This window comes from Proteus appendicitidis (assembly GCF_030271835.1).
Lineage (GTDB): Bacteria > Pseudomonadota > Gammaproteobacteria > Enterobacterales > Enterobacteriaceae > Proteus > Proteus appendicitidis.
The window spans coordinates 3,897,707-3,912,919 of the sequence record NZ_CP127389.1 but is presented as its reverse complement, the minus strand read 5'-3'; the positions used below and the strand labels follow the sequence as shown (position 1 = coordinate 3,912,919).

General features: G+C 40.6%; 15 protein-coding genes. 13 read left to right on the top strand and 2 right to left on the bottom strand.

The features are described from left to right. Genes opp1C through QQS39_RS17855 form a run of 3 tightly spaced genes read left to right on the top strand, consistent with a single transcriptional unit; the run spans position 1 to position 2,440 of the window. Complete coding sequence (gene opp1C / locus QQS39_RS17865; protein ID WP_285805909.1) at positions 1-870, top strand: nickel/cobalt ABC transporter permease; 870 nt, start codon at positions 1-3, stop codon at positions 868-870. Further along, positions 848-1,663 carry an ABC transporter ATP-binding protein gene (locus QQS39_RS17860; protein WP_285805087.1) on the top strand — a complete coding sequence of 272 codons (816 nt, stop codon included), beginning with the start codon at positions 848-850 and terminating at the stop codon, positions 1,661-1,663. The genes opp1C and QQS39_RS17860 overlap by 23 nt, the downstream gene beginning before the upstream one ends. 24 nt (positions 1,664-1,687) lie before the next feature. After that, positions 1,688-2,440 carry an ABC transporter ATP-binding protein gene (locus QQS39_RS17855; protein ID WP_285805086.1) on the top strand — a complete coding sequence of 251 codons (753 nt, stop codon included), beginning with the start codon at positions 1,688-1,690 and terminating at the stop codon, positions 2,438-2,440. Positions 2,441-2,497: 57 nt separating this feature from the next. Here QQS39_RS17855 and QQS39_RS17850 read toward each other — a convergent pair whose 3' ends face one another. Next, the gene (locus tag QQS39_RS17850; protein ID WP_196734993.1) at positions 2,498-2,926 is read right to left on the bottom strand and encodes a hypothetical protein; all 429 of its coding nucleotides are present in this window, start codon (positions 2,924-2,926) and stop codon (positions 2,498-2,500) included. Between the two features lie 440 nt (positions 2,927-3,366). Between QQS39_RS17850 and QQS39_RS17845 the strand changes: the two genes are divergently transcribed. From QQS39_RS17845 to QQS39_RS17805, 9 genes are all read left to right on the top strand, one after another. After that, positions 3,367-4,953, top strand: coding sequence for an FGGY-family carbohydrate kinase (locus QQS39_RS17845; RefSeq protein WP_151436400.1), 1,587 nt, complete (start codon positions 3,367-3,369; stop codon positions 4,951-4,953). Between the two features lie 50 nt (positions 4,954-5,003). After that, entirely contained in the window at positions 5,004-6,650 is a 1,647-nt protein-coding gene (locus QQS39_RS17840; RefSeq protein WP_285805085.1) for a signal transduction protein, read from the top strand. Positions 6,651-6,660: 10 nt separating this feature from the next. Beyond that, positions 6,661-7,590, top strand: coding sequence for a dihydrodipicolinate synthase family protein (locus tag QQS39_RS17835; protein ID WP_285805084.1), 930 nt, complete (start codon positions 6,661-6,663; stop codon positions 7,588-7,590). Positions 7,591-7,612: 22 nt separating this feature from the next. Continuing rightward, a complete protein-coding gene (locus QQS39_RS17830; RefSeq protein WP_088494293.1) occupies positions 7,613-8,665 on the top strand; it encodes a sialidase family protein in 1,053 nt (350 codons plus the stop codon). Positions 8,666-8,685: 20 nt separating this feature from the next. Continuing rightward, the gene (locus QQS39_RS17825) at positions 8,686-9,660 is read left to right on the top strand and encodes a tripartite tricarboxylate transporter substrate binding protein (RefSeq protein WP_265576115.1); all 975 of its coding nucleotides are present in this window, start codon (positions 8,686-8,688) and stop codon (positions 9,658-9,660) included. Positions 9,661-9,715: 55 nt separating this feature from the next. Further along, the gene (locus tag QQS39_RS17820; protein WP_151436395.1) at positions 9,716-10,177 is read left to right on the top strand and encodes a tripartite tricarboxylate transporter TctB family protein; all 462 of its coding nucleotides are present in this window, start codon (positions 9,716-9,718) and stop codon (positions 10,175-10,177) included. Positions 10,178-10,197: 20 nt separating this feature from the next. After that, positions 10,198-11,718 carry a tripartite tricarboxylate transporter permease gene (locus QQS39_RS17815; RefSeq protein ID WP_151436394.1) on the top strand — a complete coding sequence of 507 codons (1,521 nt, stop codon included), beginning with the start codon at positions 10,198-10,200 and terminating at the stop codon, positions 11,716-11,718. 54 nt (positions 11,719-11,772) lie between these two features. Continuing rightward, positions 11,773-12,777, top strand: coding sequence for a LacI family DNA-binding transcriptional regulator (locus QQS39_RS17810; protein ID WP_285805083.1), 1,005 nt, complete (start codon positions 11,773-11,775; stop codon positions 12,775-12,777). A gap of 220 nt (positions 12,778-12,997) precedes the next feature. Further along, positions 12,998-13,588 (top strand): DUF4291 domain-containing protein, encoded by a 591-nt coding sequence (locus tag QQS39_RS17805; protein ID WP_151436392.1) that lies wholly within the window; start codon positions 12,998-13,000, stop codon positions 13,586-13,588. A 50-nt stretch (positions 13,589-13,638) separates the two neighbouring features. Here QQS39_RS17805 and metF read toward each other — a convergent pair whose 3' ends face one another. Beyond that, positions 13,639-14,538, bottom strand: a complete 900-nt coding sequence (gene metF / locus QQS39_RS17800; RefSeq protein WP_151436391.1) for a methylenetetrahydrofolate reductase — start codon at positions 14,536-14,538, stop codon at positions 13,639-13,641. Positions 14,539-14,815: 277 nt separating this feature from the next. On the opposite strand from metF, the gene QQS39_RS17795 reads away from it, so the two are divergent. Next, the gene (locus QQS39_RS17795; protein ID WP_196734987.1) at positions 14,816-15,169 is read left to right on the top strand and encodes a DUF488 domain-containing protein; all 354 of its coding nucleotides are present in this window, start codon (positions 14,816-14,818) and stop codon (positions 15,167-15,169) included. The last annotated feature ends 44 nt before the right edge of the window (positions 15,170-15,213 follow it).

The window sequence follows — 15,213 nt, the reverse complement described above, 5'->3', positions numbered from 1 at the left end:
ATGTGGCGGCTTTTTTGGCAACGACTCGGAAAAGATAAAAGCGCCCAACTGTGTTTATTGGTGATGATGATTGTAGTTATTGCCGGAATATTCGCCCCTTGGTTGGCACCGCATGATCCCACATTAACTTCGATACGTTTGAAATTTAAACCCATAAGCTTTGATTACCCGTTAGGTACGGATAATTTAGGGCGCTGTATCTTTTCAAGGTTATTGTTTGGTATAAGAACGACGGTATTTTATGCCTTATTAGCCATGAGTGTGACATTAATGGTTGGTTGGTTAATGGGAATGTTAGCCGGATTTTTCCATGGCAAGACAGATACATTAATTATGCGTTTATGTGATGTGGTTTTGTCATTTCCCGCAGAAATTATGATCTTAGCGCTAGTGGGAATAATGGGACCGGGTATTGGTAATATCTTAATTGCCGTTATTTTAGTGAAATGGGCATGGTACGCCAGAATGATCAGAGGGGTTGTTCGCCAATATTCCCATCGTAATTACATTGCATACGCGCAGGTCATTGGCGCTCCTTCTCGTCATATTTTACGGCGTCATTTATTACCCGTCACCTTTGCTGAAACTATTGTTTTAGCATCAACGGATATTGGTAGTGTTATTTTAATGATCTCGGCACTCTCTTTTTTAGGGTTAGGTGTACAACCACCAACGCCAGAATGGGGAAATATGCTTAGTGAAGCAAAAAATGTCATGGTATTACATCCAGAACAAATGTTACCCGCTGGGATTGCTATCACGATTGTTGTTACTGCATTTAATTTTTGGGGCGATTTCTTACGTGATGTGTTTGATCCAGATAATCGTCAGTCAGTAGGAGAAAAGCATGAACAACTTACTGACGCTTGAGCGTGTTTCTATTACTCATCAAGAAAGCGGAAAAAAACTGGTTGATGATATCTCTTTCTCGATAAAGCAAGGGCGTACATTAGCGATTGTAGGCGAAAGCGGCAGTGGCAAAAGTTTGATTAGTAAAGCCATTATGGGATTGTTACCTGAACAATTAGCCATGTCAGGGGAGATTTTTTTGAATGGGAAGAAAATCGGTCATGAGACGCTTTCTCAACGTAGAGCTTTATTGGGGACATCTTTAGGTGTGATTGTGCAAAATGGCATGAGTGCTTTTGATCCTCTGATGAGAATAGGAAAGCAATTTTGCCAAACGTTAATCTACCATTTTTCCTATTCTAAAAAGCGCGCCATAGAAGAAACTGAGCTGGCATTATCTCATGTGTTTCCTGATCAATTTCAATCTGTTATGCAAAAATTTCCTCACCAATTAAGTGGTGGGCAATTACAACGTGTGATGATTGCGATTGCACTTGCCTTATCACCGAAATTATTAATTGCAGATGAACCGACAACGGCACTTGATGCACCTCTTCGCCAAGATATTTTAAAACTGCTACAGCATATCGTCACGACTCATCATTCAACACTGATTTTTATTTCTCATGACTTAGGGATAGTCAATAAAATTGCTGACGATATATTAGTGATGCAAAAAGGAAAAATGGTTGAATGTGGCGAGAAAATAACCGTTTTATCGCATCCAACACAAGAATATACACGTTATTTAATTAAGGCACGCCAACAGCTTTCATTACGTTTCGAGCAATTGATTAATCAAAAAATGGATTAATATCAGCATAATAAAAGAGGGTTTATGTTATTAAACGTTGAGAATATCAGTAAGTATTATACTCAAAAAAATAACACACTATTTGGTGAAAAAGTGAAGGTTATCGACTCACTCTCTTTTAATATTCATTCGAGTGAAGCTTTTGGTTTAGTGGGTGAAAGTGGCAGTGGTAAAAGTACCTTAGCGCGTTTAATTTGTGGATTAGAGTTACCTGATAGCGGGGCTATTTTTTTAAATAAGAAGCCTGTTACCAAACGGCTTCATCGCCAAGGTATAATCAGTATTGTTTTTCAAGATTATATGACCTCGGTTAATCCGACATTAACGGTCAGCGAAATTATTGCGGAGCCGATTAAAATCGTTAATCCAAGTATTAGCACTCAAGCATTGAAAACACTTATTTTTGCTTTTTTAGATAAAGTAGAATTACCTAGAAGCTGTTATACACGTTATATATTTGAGCTTTCTGGAGGGCAGGCTCAAAGAGTATGTTTATGCCGCGCATTAGCCTCTTATCCAAAGCTTATTGTATTAGACGAAGCGCTTAGCTCTTTAGATATTCCCACTCAAGTTCAAATATTAGATTTATTAAAACAGTTAAAAGAAGAATTTACACTCTCTTATCTTTTTATTAGTCATGATATTCAAACGGTGGCTTATTTCTGCGATAAAGTGATGTTCTTTTTACAAGGTAAAAATATTGAATTGTGTGAGATAAATAACCTAGGTAAAGTCACGCAGGATTATTCAAAAAAATTAATTCAATCCGTTATTTAATCAATAAGTGGTAATAAAAAACAGCAATAAAATATTGCTGCTTTTTATTGGCAAAAATTAAAGATTATTCATTAAATGTTCTTGAACTGCTTTTGCATCGTTTGCAGCATTGAAATCAATACCAAAGTTTAGCGTGCCATCTTTGAGTTCAACACGACGAGGTGTTGCTTTAGAGCAGGTAATATTCTGTATTTTTTCTTTTACCGTTTCTTGTGCTATTTTCGAGCTTTCACAAGTATTAATTACGCCTTTTAATCCTTCGCTACAATAACTATCAACACCTGTTGTTTTTAAATCATCAGCAGTAAATGCCGACCAATCAAAAGCCACCTTTATATTGGTATCACAGCTTTTATTTAAATCGACAACACGAGATTGAATATTATCTTCAAATTTTTGTTGTAATTCTTTTTCAGCTAATGTTGCTGAGAAGGCACAAGAGGAAATAAGAAGTAGGGAAAGACTAATAGTAATATTTTTCAACATAATTAAATGCTCCAAAAAAGAATATATAAATTTAAATTAACTTATTAAAAATAAAGTAATAGAGCGTTATAGCAATAGGAATATTATTGTTTTTCTTTATTTAATTATTTTTTGAATAATATCTCTCATTATTAGCGAGATATCTTTTTATCAAAGGGTATTTATTGTCGAAATAATCCTATTTTTATAAGTGCTTTTACTTATTTTATTAATTAAATGTTCGTTAGTTTTATAACGAACATAATCGATTCAGTACATCATATCAATAACGCATAAAGCCAAATAAATAAATTATCAATAAAATCATAACATTAAGTTATCTATGTAGATCTGCATCACAAACCAATCTTATTGTGATTGTTTTTTCGTCATGCTCGAATTAACTTGCTAACTCGACGTAGCAAAAATTAGCATAGCGTTAGCAAATGATGAGGGTTCGCATGGAACAACAATATTTTATTGGCGTTGATGTTGGCTCAGCCAGTGTCCGTGCAGCGGTATTTGATAGCAATGGAAAGCGTTTGGGCTTTTCTGTCCGCCCTATTGCTCAATTTCGTCCAAAAACGGATTTCGTTGAGCAATCATCTACCGATATTTGGCAGCAAGTTTGCACTACTGTAAAAGAGTCGGTGGCGTTATCTGCTATTGATCCTATCCATGTGAAATCTATTGGTTTTGATGCCACTTGTTCTTTAGTTGCAGTGGGTAAAGACGGTAAAGGGCTTTCTGTTTCACCAAGTGGTAAAGCGGAGCAAGATATCATCATGTGGATGGATCACCGTGCTGTACAAGAAACAGTCACCATCAATCTGACCAATGATCCTTCACTGCGATATGTCGGTGGTGAAGTGAGTATTGAAATGGAGTTGCCAAAAATTCTATGGCTAAAAAATCATTATCCAGAGCGTTATCAAAACGTATGGCGATTCTTTGATTTAGCTGATTTTTTAGTTTGGAAAGCAACATCAGGAGATGTAGCAAGTACCTGTACATTAACCTGTAAATGGAACTATTTAGCACATCAGGGACAATTTAGTGAGAGTTTGTTAGCCGATGTCGGTTTGGATGAATTATTAGAAAAAGTACCACAAACCATCCTTGCGTTAGGTGAACAAGCCGGTTGCTTAGATGAGTCGGTTGCCAACGCGTTTGGCTTGCACACAGGTGTCATTGTTGCTTCTGGCATTATTGACGCACATGCGGGTGGCTTGGCATTAACGGCATCACAACCTGAAGGCAGTTTGGCAATTATCAGTGGTACGTCTAATTGCCATATGATCGTAAGTCAATATCCCATTATGGTGCCGGGTGTTTGGGGACCTTACTTTGGCGCGATGTTACCTGAATTATGGCTAAATGAAGGCGGTCAAAGTGCTGCGGGTGCGTTAGTCGAGTGGTCTATTCGTCGTCATGAATCATGGGCTGAATTAGAACAAGAAGCGAATGAAAAAGGGGTGAATTACTACGCCTTATTAAATGAAGCTGTCGCTGAATTGGAAGAAACAGAACAATATCCAACCGCACAGTTTCATGTGTTAGCTGATCACCATGGTAATCGCTCTCCGCGCGCCAATCCCGCAGCCAAAGGCATGGTAAGCGGATTAACGCTGGAAAGTGGCCGTGTTGCCTTAGCGCGTTATTACCTTGCGACACTGCAATCTATTGCTTATGGCACACGCCATATTATCGACACACTTGAAGATGCGGGACATCAAATCAATCGTATTGTGATGTGTGGTGGTGCAACGAAAAATCCATTGTGGCTACGCGAATACGCCAATGCGACAGGTCGTGAAATCCATTTAGCACAAGAAGAAGATGCGGTGAATTTAGGGGCTGCATTATTAGGTGCCGTAGCATGTAAAGCCTTTGATGATTTCTCTAGCGCTGCCAGCGCAATGGTGCGAGAAGGTGGCATTATCACGCCAGATAGCAGCACGTTTGCCTTCCATCAGGCTAAATATCAAGTTTATTTGCAGATGTATCAAGATCAGCAACGTTATAACGAAATGATGTCAGATTGCTGACTACTAATTTTTCCGATTATGAACCGAGTTTACCTTACCAGGGATATCTTATGTTGAACTTAAATCTACCAAAATTACCGACAACCATCACCGCAGGTCAAAAAGAGATCCTGATGGTTACCAACGCAGATTTACGAGAGCCTGCAAACGTAACATGCTGGCCTGTACAGAAAAAATTTGAGGATAAACTGGCTGTAGCATTAGAAGCTCTAGGTTACAAAATGAAGCGCGCTCATGAGATTAATGAAGCTCGCGGTCATGGTTTTATCAGCAGTCAGCGCGAAGGTTGCGATATGTTTGCTGCAATCGATCCTGATGCACCAGTGATTGTGTTATTAACTGCATGGCAATATTCACACCATATTGCCTCTTCTTTAGCACACCATCGTGGCCCTATTTTACTGCTGGCTAACTTTGATGGTACATGGCCGGGTCTGGTGGGCATGTTGTGTTTAGCGGGTACGATGACCAGTTTAGGTAAAAATTATTCACGTTTATGGTCAGAAGCGTTTGATGATGAATTCTTTGTAGATGGTTTAGCTACTTGGTTAAAATATGGTTATGTAAATCATAAGCTTAACTATCTTACAGATATTGCGCCAACACACTGGGTAATGGCGACAGAAGCCGGCGAAGTGGGTCGTAAAGTCGGCGAATACATAATTAAAAATAAAGAAATAATAGGTTTGTTCGATACATTCTGTATGGGAATGATTAACGGGGTCTTCCCACAACAGGCCATGATCAATATTGGTATGCCAATTGAATCCCTTTCTCAATCTGCGTTACTGGTCGAAATGGCTAAAGTACCGACAGAATTAAGAGAGGCATGTTTACAGTGGTACGAAGATAACGGGATGACGTTTATGTTTGGTCAAGATGACAAAACTGAACTCACTCGTGAACAAGTGATGGAGCAGTGCGCCATGATGATTGCAATGGCGCGTTTCGTAAAACGTTTTGGTTTAACTGCGGTGGGTGTGCAATATCAGCAGGGCTTAAAAGATTGTTGCCCTGCGTCTGATTTTGCTGAAGGGGCGATTGGTTCAACCGCGCGCTTCCCTCTGCCAGATGAAAACGGCGAGATAATCTGCCCTAACACGCCAATTCCTTGTATCAACGAAGTGGATATGGGTACGGCTATTCCTCAAACGATGTTATGGCGTTTATTAACATCATTAGGATTACCTGCTGAAACCACACTGCATGATATTCGTTGGGGTAGTGAGTATGAAGGAACATTCTACTGGGATATGGAAATTTCAGGCTCTGTTCCTTTTGAACACCTCAAAGGTGGGCTAAAAGGTGCAACAGGTTATCGCCAGCCTCCGATGTTCTTCCCTAAAGGAGGTTCAACTATCGCAGGTCAAGGTAAGGCAGGGCGCTTGTTATGGGGTCGTGCACACTATGAAGGCACTGATGTGATTATGCATATCGGTACGGGTGTGGCGGTAGAATTACCTGAAGCAGAATTTGAACGTCGCCGTAGAGCAACTAACTACGAATGGCCATTATTAAACTGTACGTTAGATGGCGTAACTCGTGATGACCTTATGGCGGGACATCAAAGTAACCACATTACTGTGGCTTATGTTGATGAAGATAAATTGGCGTTTGTGCTAAAAGCATTCGTTGCCCAAGCATTGACTCAAGGTATCCAAGTGAAAGTGGCAGGTGATGCCATTAACTTACTGTAAGGAATTGATGATGAGTCAGCAAAAATACGTCGGTATTTGGCCTGTTATGCTAACCCCTTTTGATGCCAAAGGGGAGATTGATTGGGCGTCATTAGAGCGTCTTGTAGATTGGTATATCGATTCTGGTGTACATGGGCTATTTGCCGCCTGTCAATCAAGCGAAATGTTTTATTTAAGTGATGAAGAAACGCAAGCACTTACCCGTTTTATCGTTGAAAAAGCAGATGGAAGAGTACCTGTAGTTGCTTCTGGTCATACTGCAACCGCATTAAGTCAGCAACAAGAACAATTGCAGGCAATGGCGGGTACAGGCGTCGATGGCGTCATTATGATCAGTAATCGCTTGGCTCTAGTCGGGGAGCCGGATGATAAAGCGCTGGAAACACTGCAAGTCTTAACCAATGTGGTACCAAAAGAGATTGATTTGGGTATCTATGAATGCCCTTATCCTTACAAACGCTTGTTATCTGAAGAGATTGTAGAGTGGTGCGCACAAAGTAATCGCTTTACCTTTATCAAAGATACGTGCTGTTCTCTTCCGATGATAGAACGTCGTTTGGCATTATCAAAAGGAACTCGTTTGCACTTAGCTAATGCGAACAGCCAAACGCTATTAGCGTCATTCCAAGCAGGATGTCAGGCATATAGCGGTGTTATGGCAAACTTCCATCCAGAGCTTTATGTTTGGCTTTATGAGAATTGGAAAGATAAACCAGAGCAGGCTGCGGTGTTAGCAGATTATTTATCAACAGCAGCGATGACCGAAACACTGGATTATCCAGCATGCGCTAAATATCATCAGCGCCTGATTGGTAATTTCAGCACACTGGTCTGCCGTTCCCGTAACAGCAGTCAGTTTGAAAACTCATTTTTCCCTTCTGCCGTCAATAGCATGACTGCATTGGGTGAGAATATGAAAAAGTGGCTTTCGTTAGATTAATTTAGGACACAGGAGTAGGAATATGCCTTTCGTGATGAAGGAAACTCAGTTTGTGCTTGATAATGCGCATTCACTTTTTAATCACTGCCATGCTTCAACGATTGTGCGTGTGCCTAATTCTGAGCGTTTGTTAACCGCTTTTTTCGCTGGTGATAAAGAAGGTAGCGGTAATACCGCTATCTGGCTAGTGATGAAAGAGGGTGATCATTGGCAACACGCTCAACCTGTTGTTAAAAATCCGGGTGTTGCGCACTGGAATCCAGTTTTACATGTTGACCCATCAACAGGTAATATCTGGCTGTTTTATAAAACGGGTCCCGACGTACATAGTTGGACGACCCAATACGTTATCTCGAAGGATGGCGGAAATAGCTGGAGTTTACCGAGTGAATTGGTTTCTGGTGATGTAGCACCTAGAGGTCCTGTGAAAAATAAAGTGTTAGTGATGTCGAATGGCGAGTGGTTGGCACCAGGATCGGTTGAGGATGACCAATTCTGGGATGCGTTTGTCGATATATCGAGTGACAACGGTCAACACTGGTTGCGAGTGGATATTCCAATTGAACACCATAAAGGTGAACAGGCGGAACATGAAATCTGGCAGGGTTTAAAGGACGATGCCTTATGGGAGACTGATCTACAACGCGTTTTTCAATGGGATGGCGTGATACAGCCAACACTATGGGAATCCCGGCCTGGGCATGTGCATGCCATGATGCGGAGTACGCGCGGTACAATTTATCGTAGCGATTCAACGGATTATGGGCGCAGTTGGTGTCCAGCTTATGCAACAATATTACCAAATAATAATAGCGGCATTGATGTCGTCTCCTTCGCAGATGGTCAACTGGCATTGGTGTATAACCCGAATTCAGGTAACTGGAGCCGTCGTTATCCCATCTCTGTCAGTCTTTCATCCGATAATGGCAGTACTTGGTCTGAACCATTCGATTTACTCGATGGGGAAGGCGAATTTTCATATCCGGCGATTATTGCTGAAAACAATACCCTACACGTTACCTTTACTTGGAATCGAAAAAACATTGTTTATCAGCAATTAATGGCTACTCAATAAAAATGTGGAGAAAGGGTTTTATGAAAAAGAGTCTACTCGCAGCGTTGGCGATTACGATGACACTGGGCATGGGGAATGCAGTCGCCCAACAGTTAACGTATCCTACAAAAAATATTGACGTAATTATCCCGAAAAATCCGGGCGGAGGTACTGATACTTCTGCGCGTACTATTGCCGAGTTTGCTAAAGATATCATGCCGGCGGGTCGTATTTTTGTTCCAATCAATAAACCAACCGGTAATGGTTTAACCGGTCTGATTGAAGTCGCTAATGCGCGTCCAGATGGCACAAAATTAGTCATGACAACGGTTGAATTGGCAATGTTCCCTCACCAAGGGAAATCGCCAGTGACTTATAAAGACTTTACTCCGATTGCCACGACGATTGCAGATCCTGTTGTATTAGTCGTCAATGCTAATTCACCTTATAAAACACTACAAGATTTTGTGGATGGTGCAAAAGCGAATCCAGGAAAATTGAAAATTGGTAACTCCGGTATGGGCGCTATTTTCCATCTTGCAGGTGTGAATATTGAACGTACTACAGGAACTAAATTTAACCATATTCCTTATAACGAAGGTACAGGTCCCTCAATCGCAGCTTTATTAGGTGATCATATTGATGGCGTATTAACTACACCCGGCGCAGTAAAATCACACGTTGATGGTGGCTTATTACGTGTTCTGGGTGTGATGGACGAACGTCGTTTCCCTCTTATTCCAGAAGTACCAACATTCAAAGAAGCACTGAAGTTAGATACCAATGTGAAAATGCGTGCTTGGGCTGTATTAGCAACAACAGCGGGTGTACCTGATAACGTGAAAAATGAGTTAGTTGGTGCATTCTCTGAAGTAGTGCAAAAACCGGCTTACCAAGAAGCGTTGAAAAAACAAGGTATTATGCCTGTGTTTATCACAGGTGATGATGCTTACCAAATGATGAAAGAAGACCACGAAATGTACGCTGAGCTCATCGCGGCGACACTGAAGAAATAATAGTGATACCACCCTGTCCGTTTAGGCGGATAGGGTTGGTCAGGGAGATCCCGACATGACAAAAAGTAATACCATCATCGGTGCGATTTCAGTAGTTTTTGGGCTACTTATTATCTACCTCTCCCGTGATATGAGCATATTTGACGAGTATGGTGTACCTGGGGAGCGTTTTTGGCCCTATGGTTTAGCTATCTTGTTTATTTTACTGGGGATTTTTCAGTGGATCAGTGTAATTATAGATAAAGCAAAACACGTCCACCGCTCTGTTGATTTAAGTTCGACGGCTGTTAAACGGGCTTATGGTTTAGGATTTTTATTAATATTCTACGCAGTAGGCTTATATTTCTTAGGATTCATTATTTCATCATTGCTCCTTATCCCAATCATTATGTGGTTGATGAATGAACGCAAAAAGATCTCACTTATCGTGGTTCCTATTGCGATTGTGGTGATGTCGTATCTTTTCTTTGAACTCCTGTTCAATTCACCTCTACCAATCCCTGTTTTTCTTGAGTAACGCAGGAAAGGAGCTTTGATATGGAAATATTAGATGCATTTATGATTGTTTTCAGTTTGGAAACATTCACAGTACTACTGTTAGGGGTATTCGCAGGTATTGTTATCGGCGCATTACCTGGCTTAACAGTCAATATGGGAATTGCATTGCTACTCCCATTAACATACTCCTTTCAAGGAATGACAGGGATATTATTGTTATTAGGAATGTATTGTGGTGCCGTTTATGGTGGCTCCATTACTGCGATACTGATTAGTACGCCGGGTACTCCCGCTTCTGCTGCAACGGTGTTGGATGGTTATCCAATGGCGAAAAGAGGCGAAGCAGGGCGAGCACTGGGTTTATCCACCATGGGTTCCATGTTCGGGGGGATATTTAGTACGATTGCTCTGATTGTAATTGCACCTCAGTTGGCTAAAGTTGCAATAGGTTTCTCTGCCGCTGAGTATTTTGCACTCGCTGTATTTGGTATAAGTATTATTACCAGTGTATCATCGCAATCGATTATCAAAGGATTAATGGGCGGTGCAATTGGGTTAGCTATCGCAACAGTTGGTCTTGATCCGATGACATCGGGTATGCGATTTACTTTTGATACTGTGTACTTAATGGGCGGGATCTCCTTTATTCCGATCCTCGTTGGTTTGTTTGCTTTCTCTCAAGGTTTAATTAGCTTTGAAGAAGATTACCGTGAACGCCGTCAAAAGAACCCAGAAGGAAAAGTGAGTGCGCGTATTCACCGTGTATTACCAACATGGTTAGATTTTAAACGCGTATTACCGACGTACTTACGTTCATCAGCGATTGGTACTGGCGTGGGCGTCATTCCCGGTGTAGGTGGCGATATCTCTTCATTTATTTCTTATAATGAAGCGAAGCGTTGGTCAAAACACCCTGAAGAGTTCGGTCATGGTTCACCAGAAGGCGTTTCTGCACCAGAAGCGGGTGCTAACGCAGTAACGGGTGGGTGTATGGTGCCATTAATGACCTTAGGTATTCCGGGTGATGGTGCGACTGCCATTATTATGGGTGCGTTTATGGTGCAAGGGTTGGCATTAGGACCTCAGCTCTTTACGGATAACCCCGTTGAAGTCAACAGCATTTTTATTGGCTTAATGGTTGCGAATATTTTAATGGGCATTTTAGGTTTCTTATGTATGAAACTTTTTGTCCGAGTGATGGATGTTCCGCGTCGCGTATTAGTGCCTATCATCTTTGTATTGTGTAGCATTGGGGCTTATTCTGTTAACCACGATATTCGCGATGTGTTTATCATGATGGGAACGGGGCTTCTTGCTTATATATTGATTAAGCTAGATTTCTCCATGTCACCAATAGTCATTGGTATCATTTTAGGGCCAATGGCGGAATCTAACTTACGTCGAGCATTAACAATGTCTCAAGGTGATTTATCGGTTCTGTATACACGCCCAATTACCGCGACATTCTTAGGCATTGCAATACTGACGTTGATCCTACCGATTATTGGACCTTCGTTAAAATCAATGTGGAAGAAATACCGAGCTAAACCTGCTCAGTAAAGGTTAACTGGCCCTCATCATTAAGATGAGGGCAATATCAATGATGGAATATTAATGGCAAAAACAGTTGAACAGATTGCAAATGACCTGAATTTGTCTATTACCACAGTCAGATTGGTATTAAATGGCAAAGGTGATCAATACCGGATCAGCGCAAAAACACAAAAGAAGATAGCAGACTATGTTGAGGTGTTTGGTTATACCGTCAATCATGCAGCTAGAAGCCTAAAGCTTAATAAAACAGATACCTACGGATTGGTTATTCCTCGCCTTTCTAACCCATTCTTTGCCGCTTTGGCTGAAAAATTAGAGATGCATTGTCACCAAATTGGTTGCCAGCTAACGATTAGCTGTACCTATGGTGATATCAAAAATGAAAATAAGCTCGTTAAATCAATGGACGAGCGCAATGTTGATGGCATTTTTATTGTTTCATCAAGTCGAAAAAATCAGCTACATCATGTTAAGCATCGTCAAAAACCATTGGTTTTTTTAGATAGAGATTTCTCTGTCAGTGACGCTATTTGTGTCGCTTCAGATAACTGTGACAGTGGCGCTCAGTTAACAAGAGCGATGATAAAGCAAGATGTGCCAATCCACTTTTTTGCGGGTGATGCATTATTACCAACGATTGCCGCTCGTTTACGCGGTTATGTGCAAGCCATCAAAGGGCATTATGGTGATGATAACCGTGTCACGGTCTCTTATGCTGAACATAATACGACCAAAGATGGTGAGCAGATGATGAAACAGTATCTGGAGCAACATCAGCAAATTCCCTCTCATTTTATTGCTTCATCATTGCCTATCCTTGAAGGTTTATTGAGTGTTATCCGTCAACGTGAAGGAAGTATTCCTGCTCATCTTCATATTGGCACATTCGATGATCATGTAATGCTGAGTTTTTTACCGAATAATGTGTGGTCAATGAAGCAGGATGAAGCATTATTAGTAGAAAAAGCCTTTGAAATCATGACAGCAAAGATAGCTGGCACTATAGTAAAATCCCCTGCATTAATAAAAACACAGCTTATCGAGCGCCTAATTTCTACCCAGTGAGTCAATTAAATCGCTTATTCGCCTCATTGCGGTATAAATAAACCACAATCGCGACATGAGTCTGTTTATTTTATTGTTATTCTTTTTTTCAGTTTCGCGAGAGCGCGCTACGCTAGTCAGTGTCTTAACAAAAAGAACGGCTCTTGATTATCAGTAGGTAGAGGCTCATAATTTAAGCGGATAGTTCCATTTTATTAATATAAAAGGATATTAAAGAAAGATGAACGATGATGTTGACCGATGTCCTGAGTGCGAAGTAAGGGCATATTATACGGATGATTTTGTTCGTGTTTACCAAGCCTATTCTAATACTATTGCTCAGAGCGCAGTCGCAAACGGAACTTTTGTTTCGCCCCCTTTTAGTATGACCCGCATGACGTGGGTAAAACCTTCCTTTCTTTGGATGATGTACCGTTCTGGCTGGGGACGCAAAGATGCTAATCAAGCGTCTATTCTTGCGGTTGATATTACACATGAAGGTTTTCAAGAAATGCTGACACAAGGTGTTGTGAGTCATTTTGACCCAGACCGTTACACCAGTGCAGACGCGTGGAAAGAAGCGACGGAAACCAGTAATATCCGCATTCAGTGGGATCCTGAACGTGATATTTATCTTAATCGACTCAACTATCGCACTATTCAAATTGGCTTGCGTAATCAAGCTGTTGAAAAATATTGTAAAGAGTGGATTGTGAATATTACGGATATTACCGATAAGGTACATAAAATAGATGCTTGTATTGCTAATGGTGATCTCGACACCGCATACAGCCTATTGCCGGTAGAAAAACCTTATCACTTTGGTGAGTAATTCATCAAAATGTCACCCCGCTTAATTGGCGGGGTAATCGTAAGATAGGATCAAGCTTGCACCAGTTCAGGGCGAACACCTAACGTATGGCAAATAGCATAGGTTAACTCTGAACGATTAAGTGTATAAAAGTGAAAATCTTTTACCCCTTCACGGCTTAAAATCTTCACCATATCAATGGCAATAGAAGCACCGACTAGACTACGGGTTTCAGGATCGTTATCTAACCCATCAAACATTTTATGCATCCAACCCGGAATTTTTACATTGGTTAAACCAGCAAAGCGTTTTAGCTGTTTAAAATTAGTGACAGGTAAAATTCCTGGCACAATTTCAACATCAATACCGGTTGAAACGCAGCGGTCACGAAAACGTAAATAACTTTCGACATCAAAGAAAAATTGGGTGATCGCGCGATTTGCTCCGGCATCAACTTTTCTTTTTAAGTTAATTAAATCTGCTTGCGCACTTTTTGCTTCGGGATGCACTTCAGGATAAGCCGCAACAGAGATATCAAAATCACCCACATCTTTGAGTAAATGCACTAAATCGGTGGCATACATATCAGGTTTTTGGGTGTTATTGGGTAAATCGCCTCGTAATGCCACAATATGGCGAATACCACTTTGCCAATAATCTTGTGCGATATGCTGCAACTCTTCACGGCTAGCATCAATACAGGTTAAATGAGGAGCTGCTTCTAGCCCTGTGCGCTCTTTAATGCCTTTAATAATGGAGTGTGTTCTATCACGCTCACCTGAATTTGCACCATAAGTGACAGAGACAAAGCTCGGTTTTAAGGTATTTAAACGCGCAAGAGATTGCCAAAGAGTGTTTTCCATCTCCTCAGTTTGAGGTGGAAAAAATTCAAAGGAAACGTCGATCTGACCATCAAGTTCAGCAAGATTTTGGTTTAGCGCTTCATGTTGGCTTGCGTGATAAAAGCTCATACCTGTACCTCATCAATCGTGTCACTGTGTTGTTATTTTTATTAAGTATCACTACTTATTTGTCCATCTAACCATTTAGACGTCTAGATGTAGATTCTATTAATTAGGTTATTTAGTCAACAACTATTCACCCATTTTTGATGAGGATAATTCAGTCACAATAAGAGAAAAATTCATGTTGTAAGACGCAATAATGAGAATAGTGAGCGTATTACCTGATAAGTTGGGTGATTTTTCTTCTACAATAAAATGAACTCACTGATTGATGGGAGGCGAAATGATCACTTGTAAACGTGTTTATGGTGATAAAGACGGAATGCATGAAGGTTATCGCGTATTAGTCGATAGATTGTGGCCGAGAGGCGTAAAAAAGACAGAATTTCATTATGATGAGTGGAATAAAGACGTCGCGCCTTCGACTGAATTACGAAAATGGTTTCATGGGGGAGGTGGTGATTTTGCTGAGTTTACTCAACGTTACCTTCAAGAATTAATGTCTGCACCAGAACATTGGCAATCGCTTGTTGCGATAGCAAAAGAGAAACCTTTGGTATTACTTTATTCAGGAAAAGATGAGCAACAAAATAATGCTACCGTATTAAAGGCTTTTCTAGAAAAACAGCTTAACTAGCTGTTAATTAAAATGTTTTATGGTTTTGATATAAAAAAGCAAAA

Excerpts from the sequence above, each read along its gene's own strand:
- QQS39_RS17805 (WP_151436392.1), top strand. The coding sequence starts at position 12,998 with ATGAACGATGATGTTGACCGATGTCCTGAGTGCGAAGTAAGGGCATAT.
- QQS39_RS17850 (WP_196734993.1), bottom strand. The coding sequence starts at position 2,926 with ATGTTGAAAAATATTACTATTAGTCTTTCCCTACTTCTTATTTCCTCT.
- QQS39_RS17860 (WP_285805087.1), top strand. The coding sequence starts at position 848 with ATGAACAACTTACTGACGCTTGAGCGTGTTTCTATTACTCATCAAGAA.
- metF (WP_151436391.1), bottom strand. The coding sequence starts at position 14,538 with ATGAGCTTTTATCACGCAAGCCAACATGAAGCGCTAAACCAAAATCTT.
- QQS39_RS17795 (WP_196734987.1), top strand. The coding sequence starts at position 14,816 with ATGATCACTTGTAAACGTGTTTATGGTGATAAAGACGGAATGCATGAA.
- QQS39_RS17840 (WP_285805085.1), top strand. The coding sequence starts at position 5,004 with ATGTTGAACTTAAATCTACCAAAATTACCGACAACCATCACCGCAGGT.
- QQS39_RS17820 (WP_151436395.1), top strand. The coding sequence starts at position 9,716 with ATGACAAAAAGTAATACCATCATCGGTGCGATTTCAGTAGTTTTTGGG.
- QQS39_RS17855 (WP_285805086.1), top strand. The coding sequence starts at position 1,688 with ATGTTATTAAACGTTGAGAATATCAGTAAGTATTATACTCAAAAAAAT.
- QQS39_RS17825 (WP_265576115.1), top strand. The coding sequence starts at position 8,686 with ATGAAAAAGAGTCTACTCGCAGCGTTGGCGATTACGATGACACTGGGC.
- QQS39_RS17835 (WP_285805084.1), top strand. The coding sequence starts at position 6,661 with ATGAGTCAGCAAAAATACGTCGGTATTTGGCCTGTTATGCTAACCCCT.
- QQS39_RS17815 (WP_151436394.1), top strand. The coding sequence starts at position 10,198 with ATGGAAATATTAGATGCATTTATGATTGTTTTCAGTTTGGAAACATTC.
- QQS39_RS17845 (WP_151436400.1), top strand. The coding sequence starts at position 3,367 with ATGGAACAACAATATTTTATTGGCGTTGATGTTGGCTCAGCCAGTGTC.
- QQS39_RS17810 (WP_285805083.1), top strand. The coding sequence starts at position 11,773 with ATGGCAAAAACAGTTGAACAGATTGCAAATGACCTGAATTTGTCTATT.
- QQS39_RS17830 (WP_088494293.1), top strand. The coding sequence starts at position 7,613 with ATGCCTTTCGTGATGAAGGAAACTCAGTTTGTGCTTGATAATGCGCAT.
- opp1C (WP_285805909.1), top strand. The coding sequence starts at position 1 with ATGTGGCGGCTTTTTTGGCAACGACTCGGAAAAGATAAAAGCGCCCAA.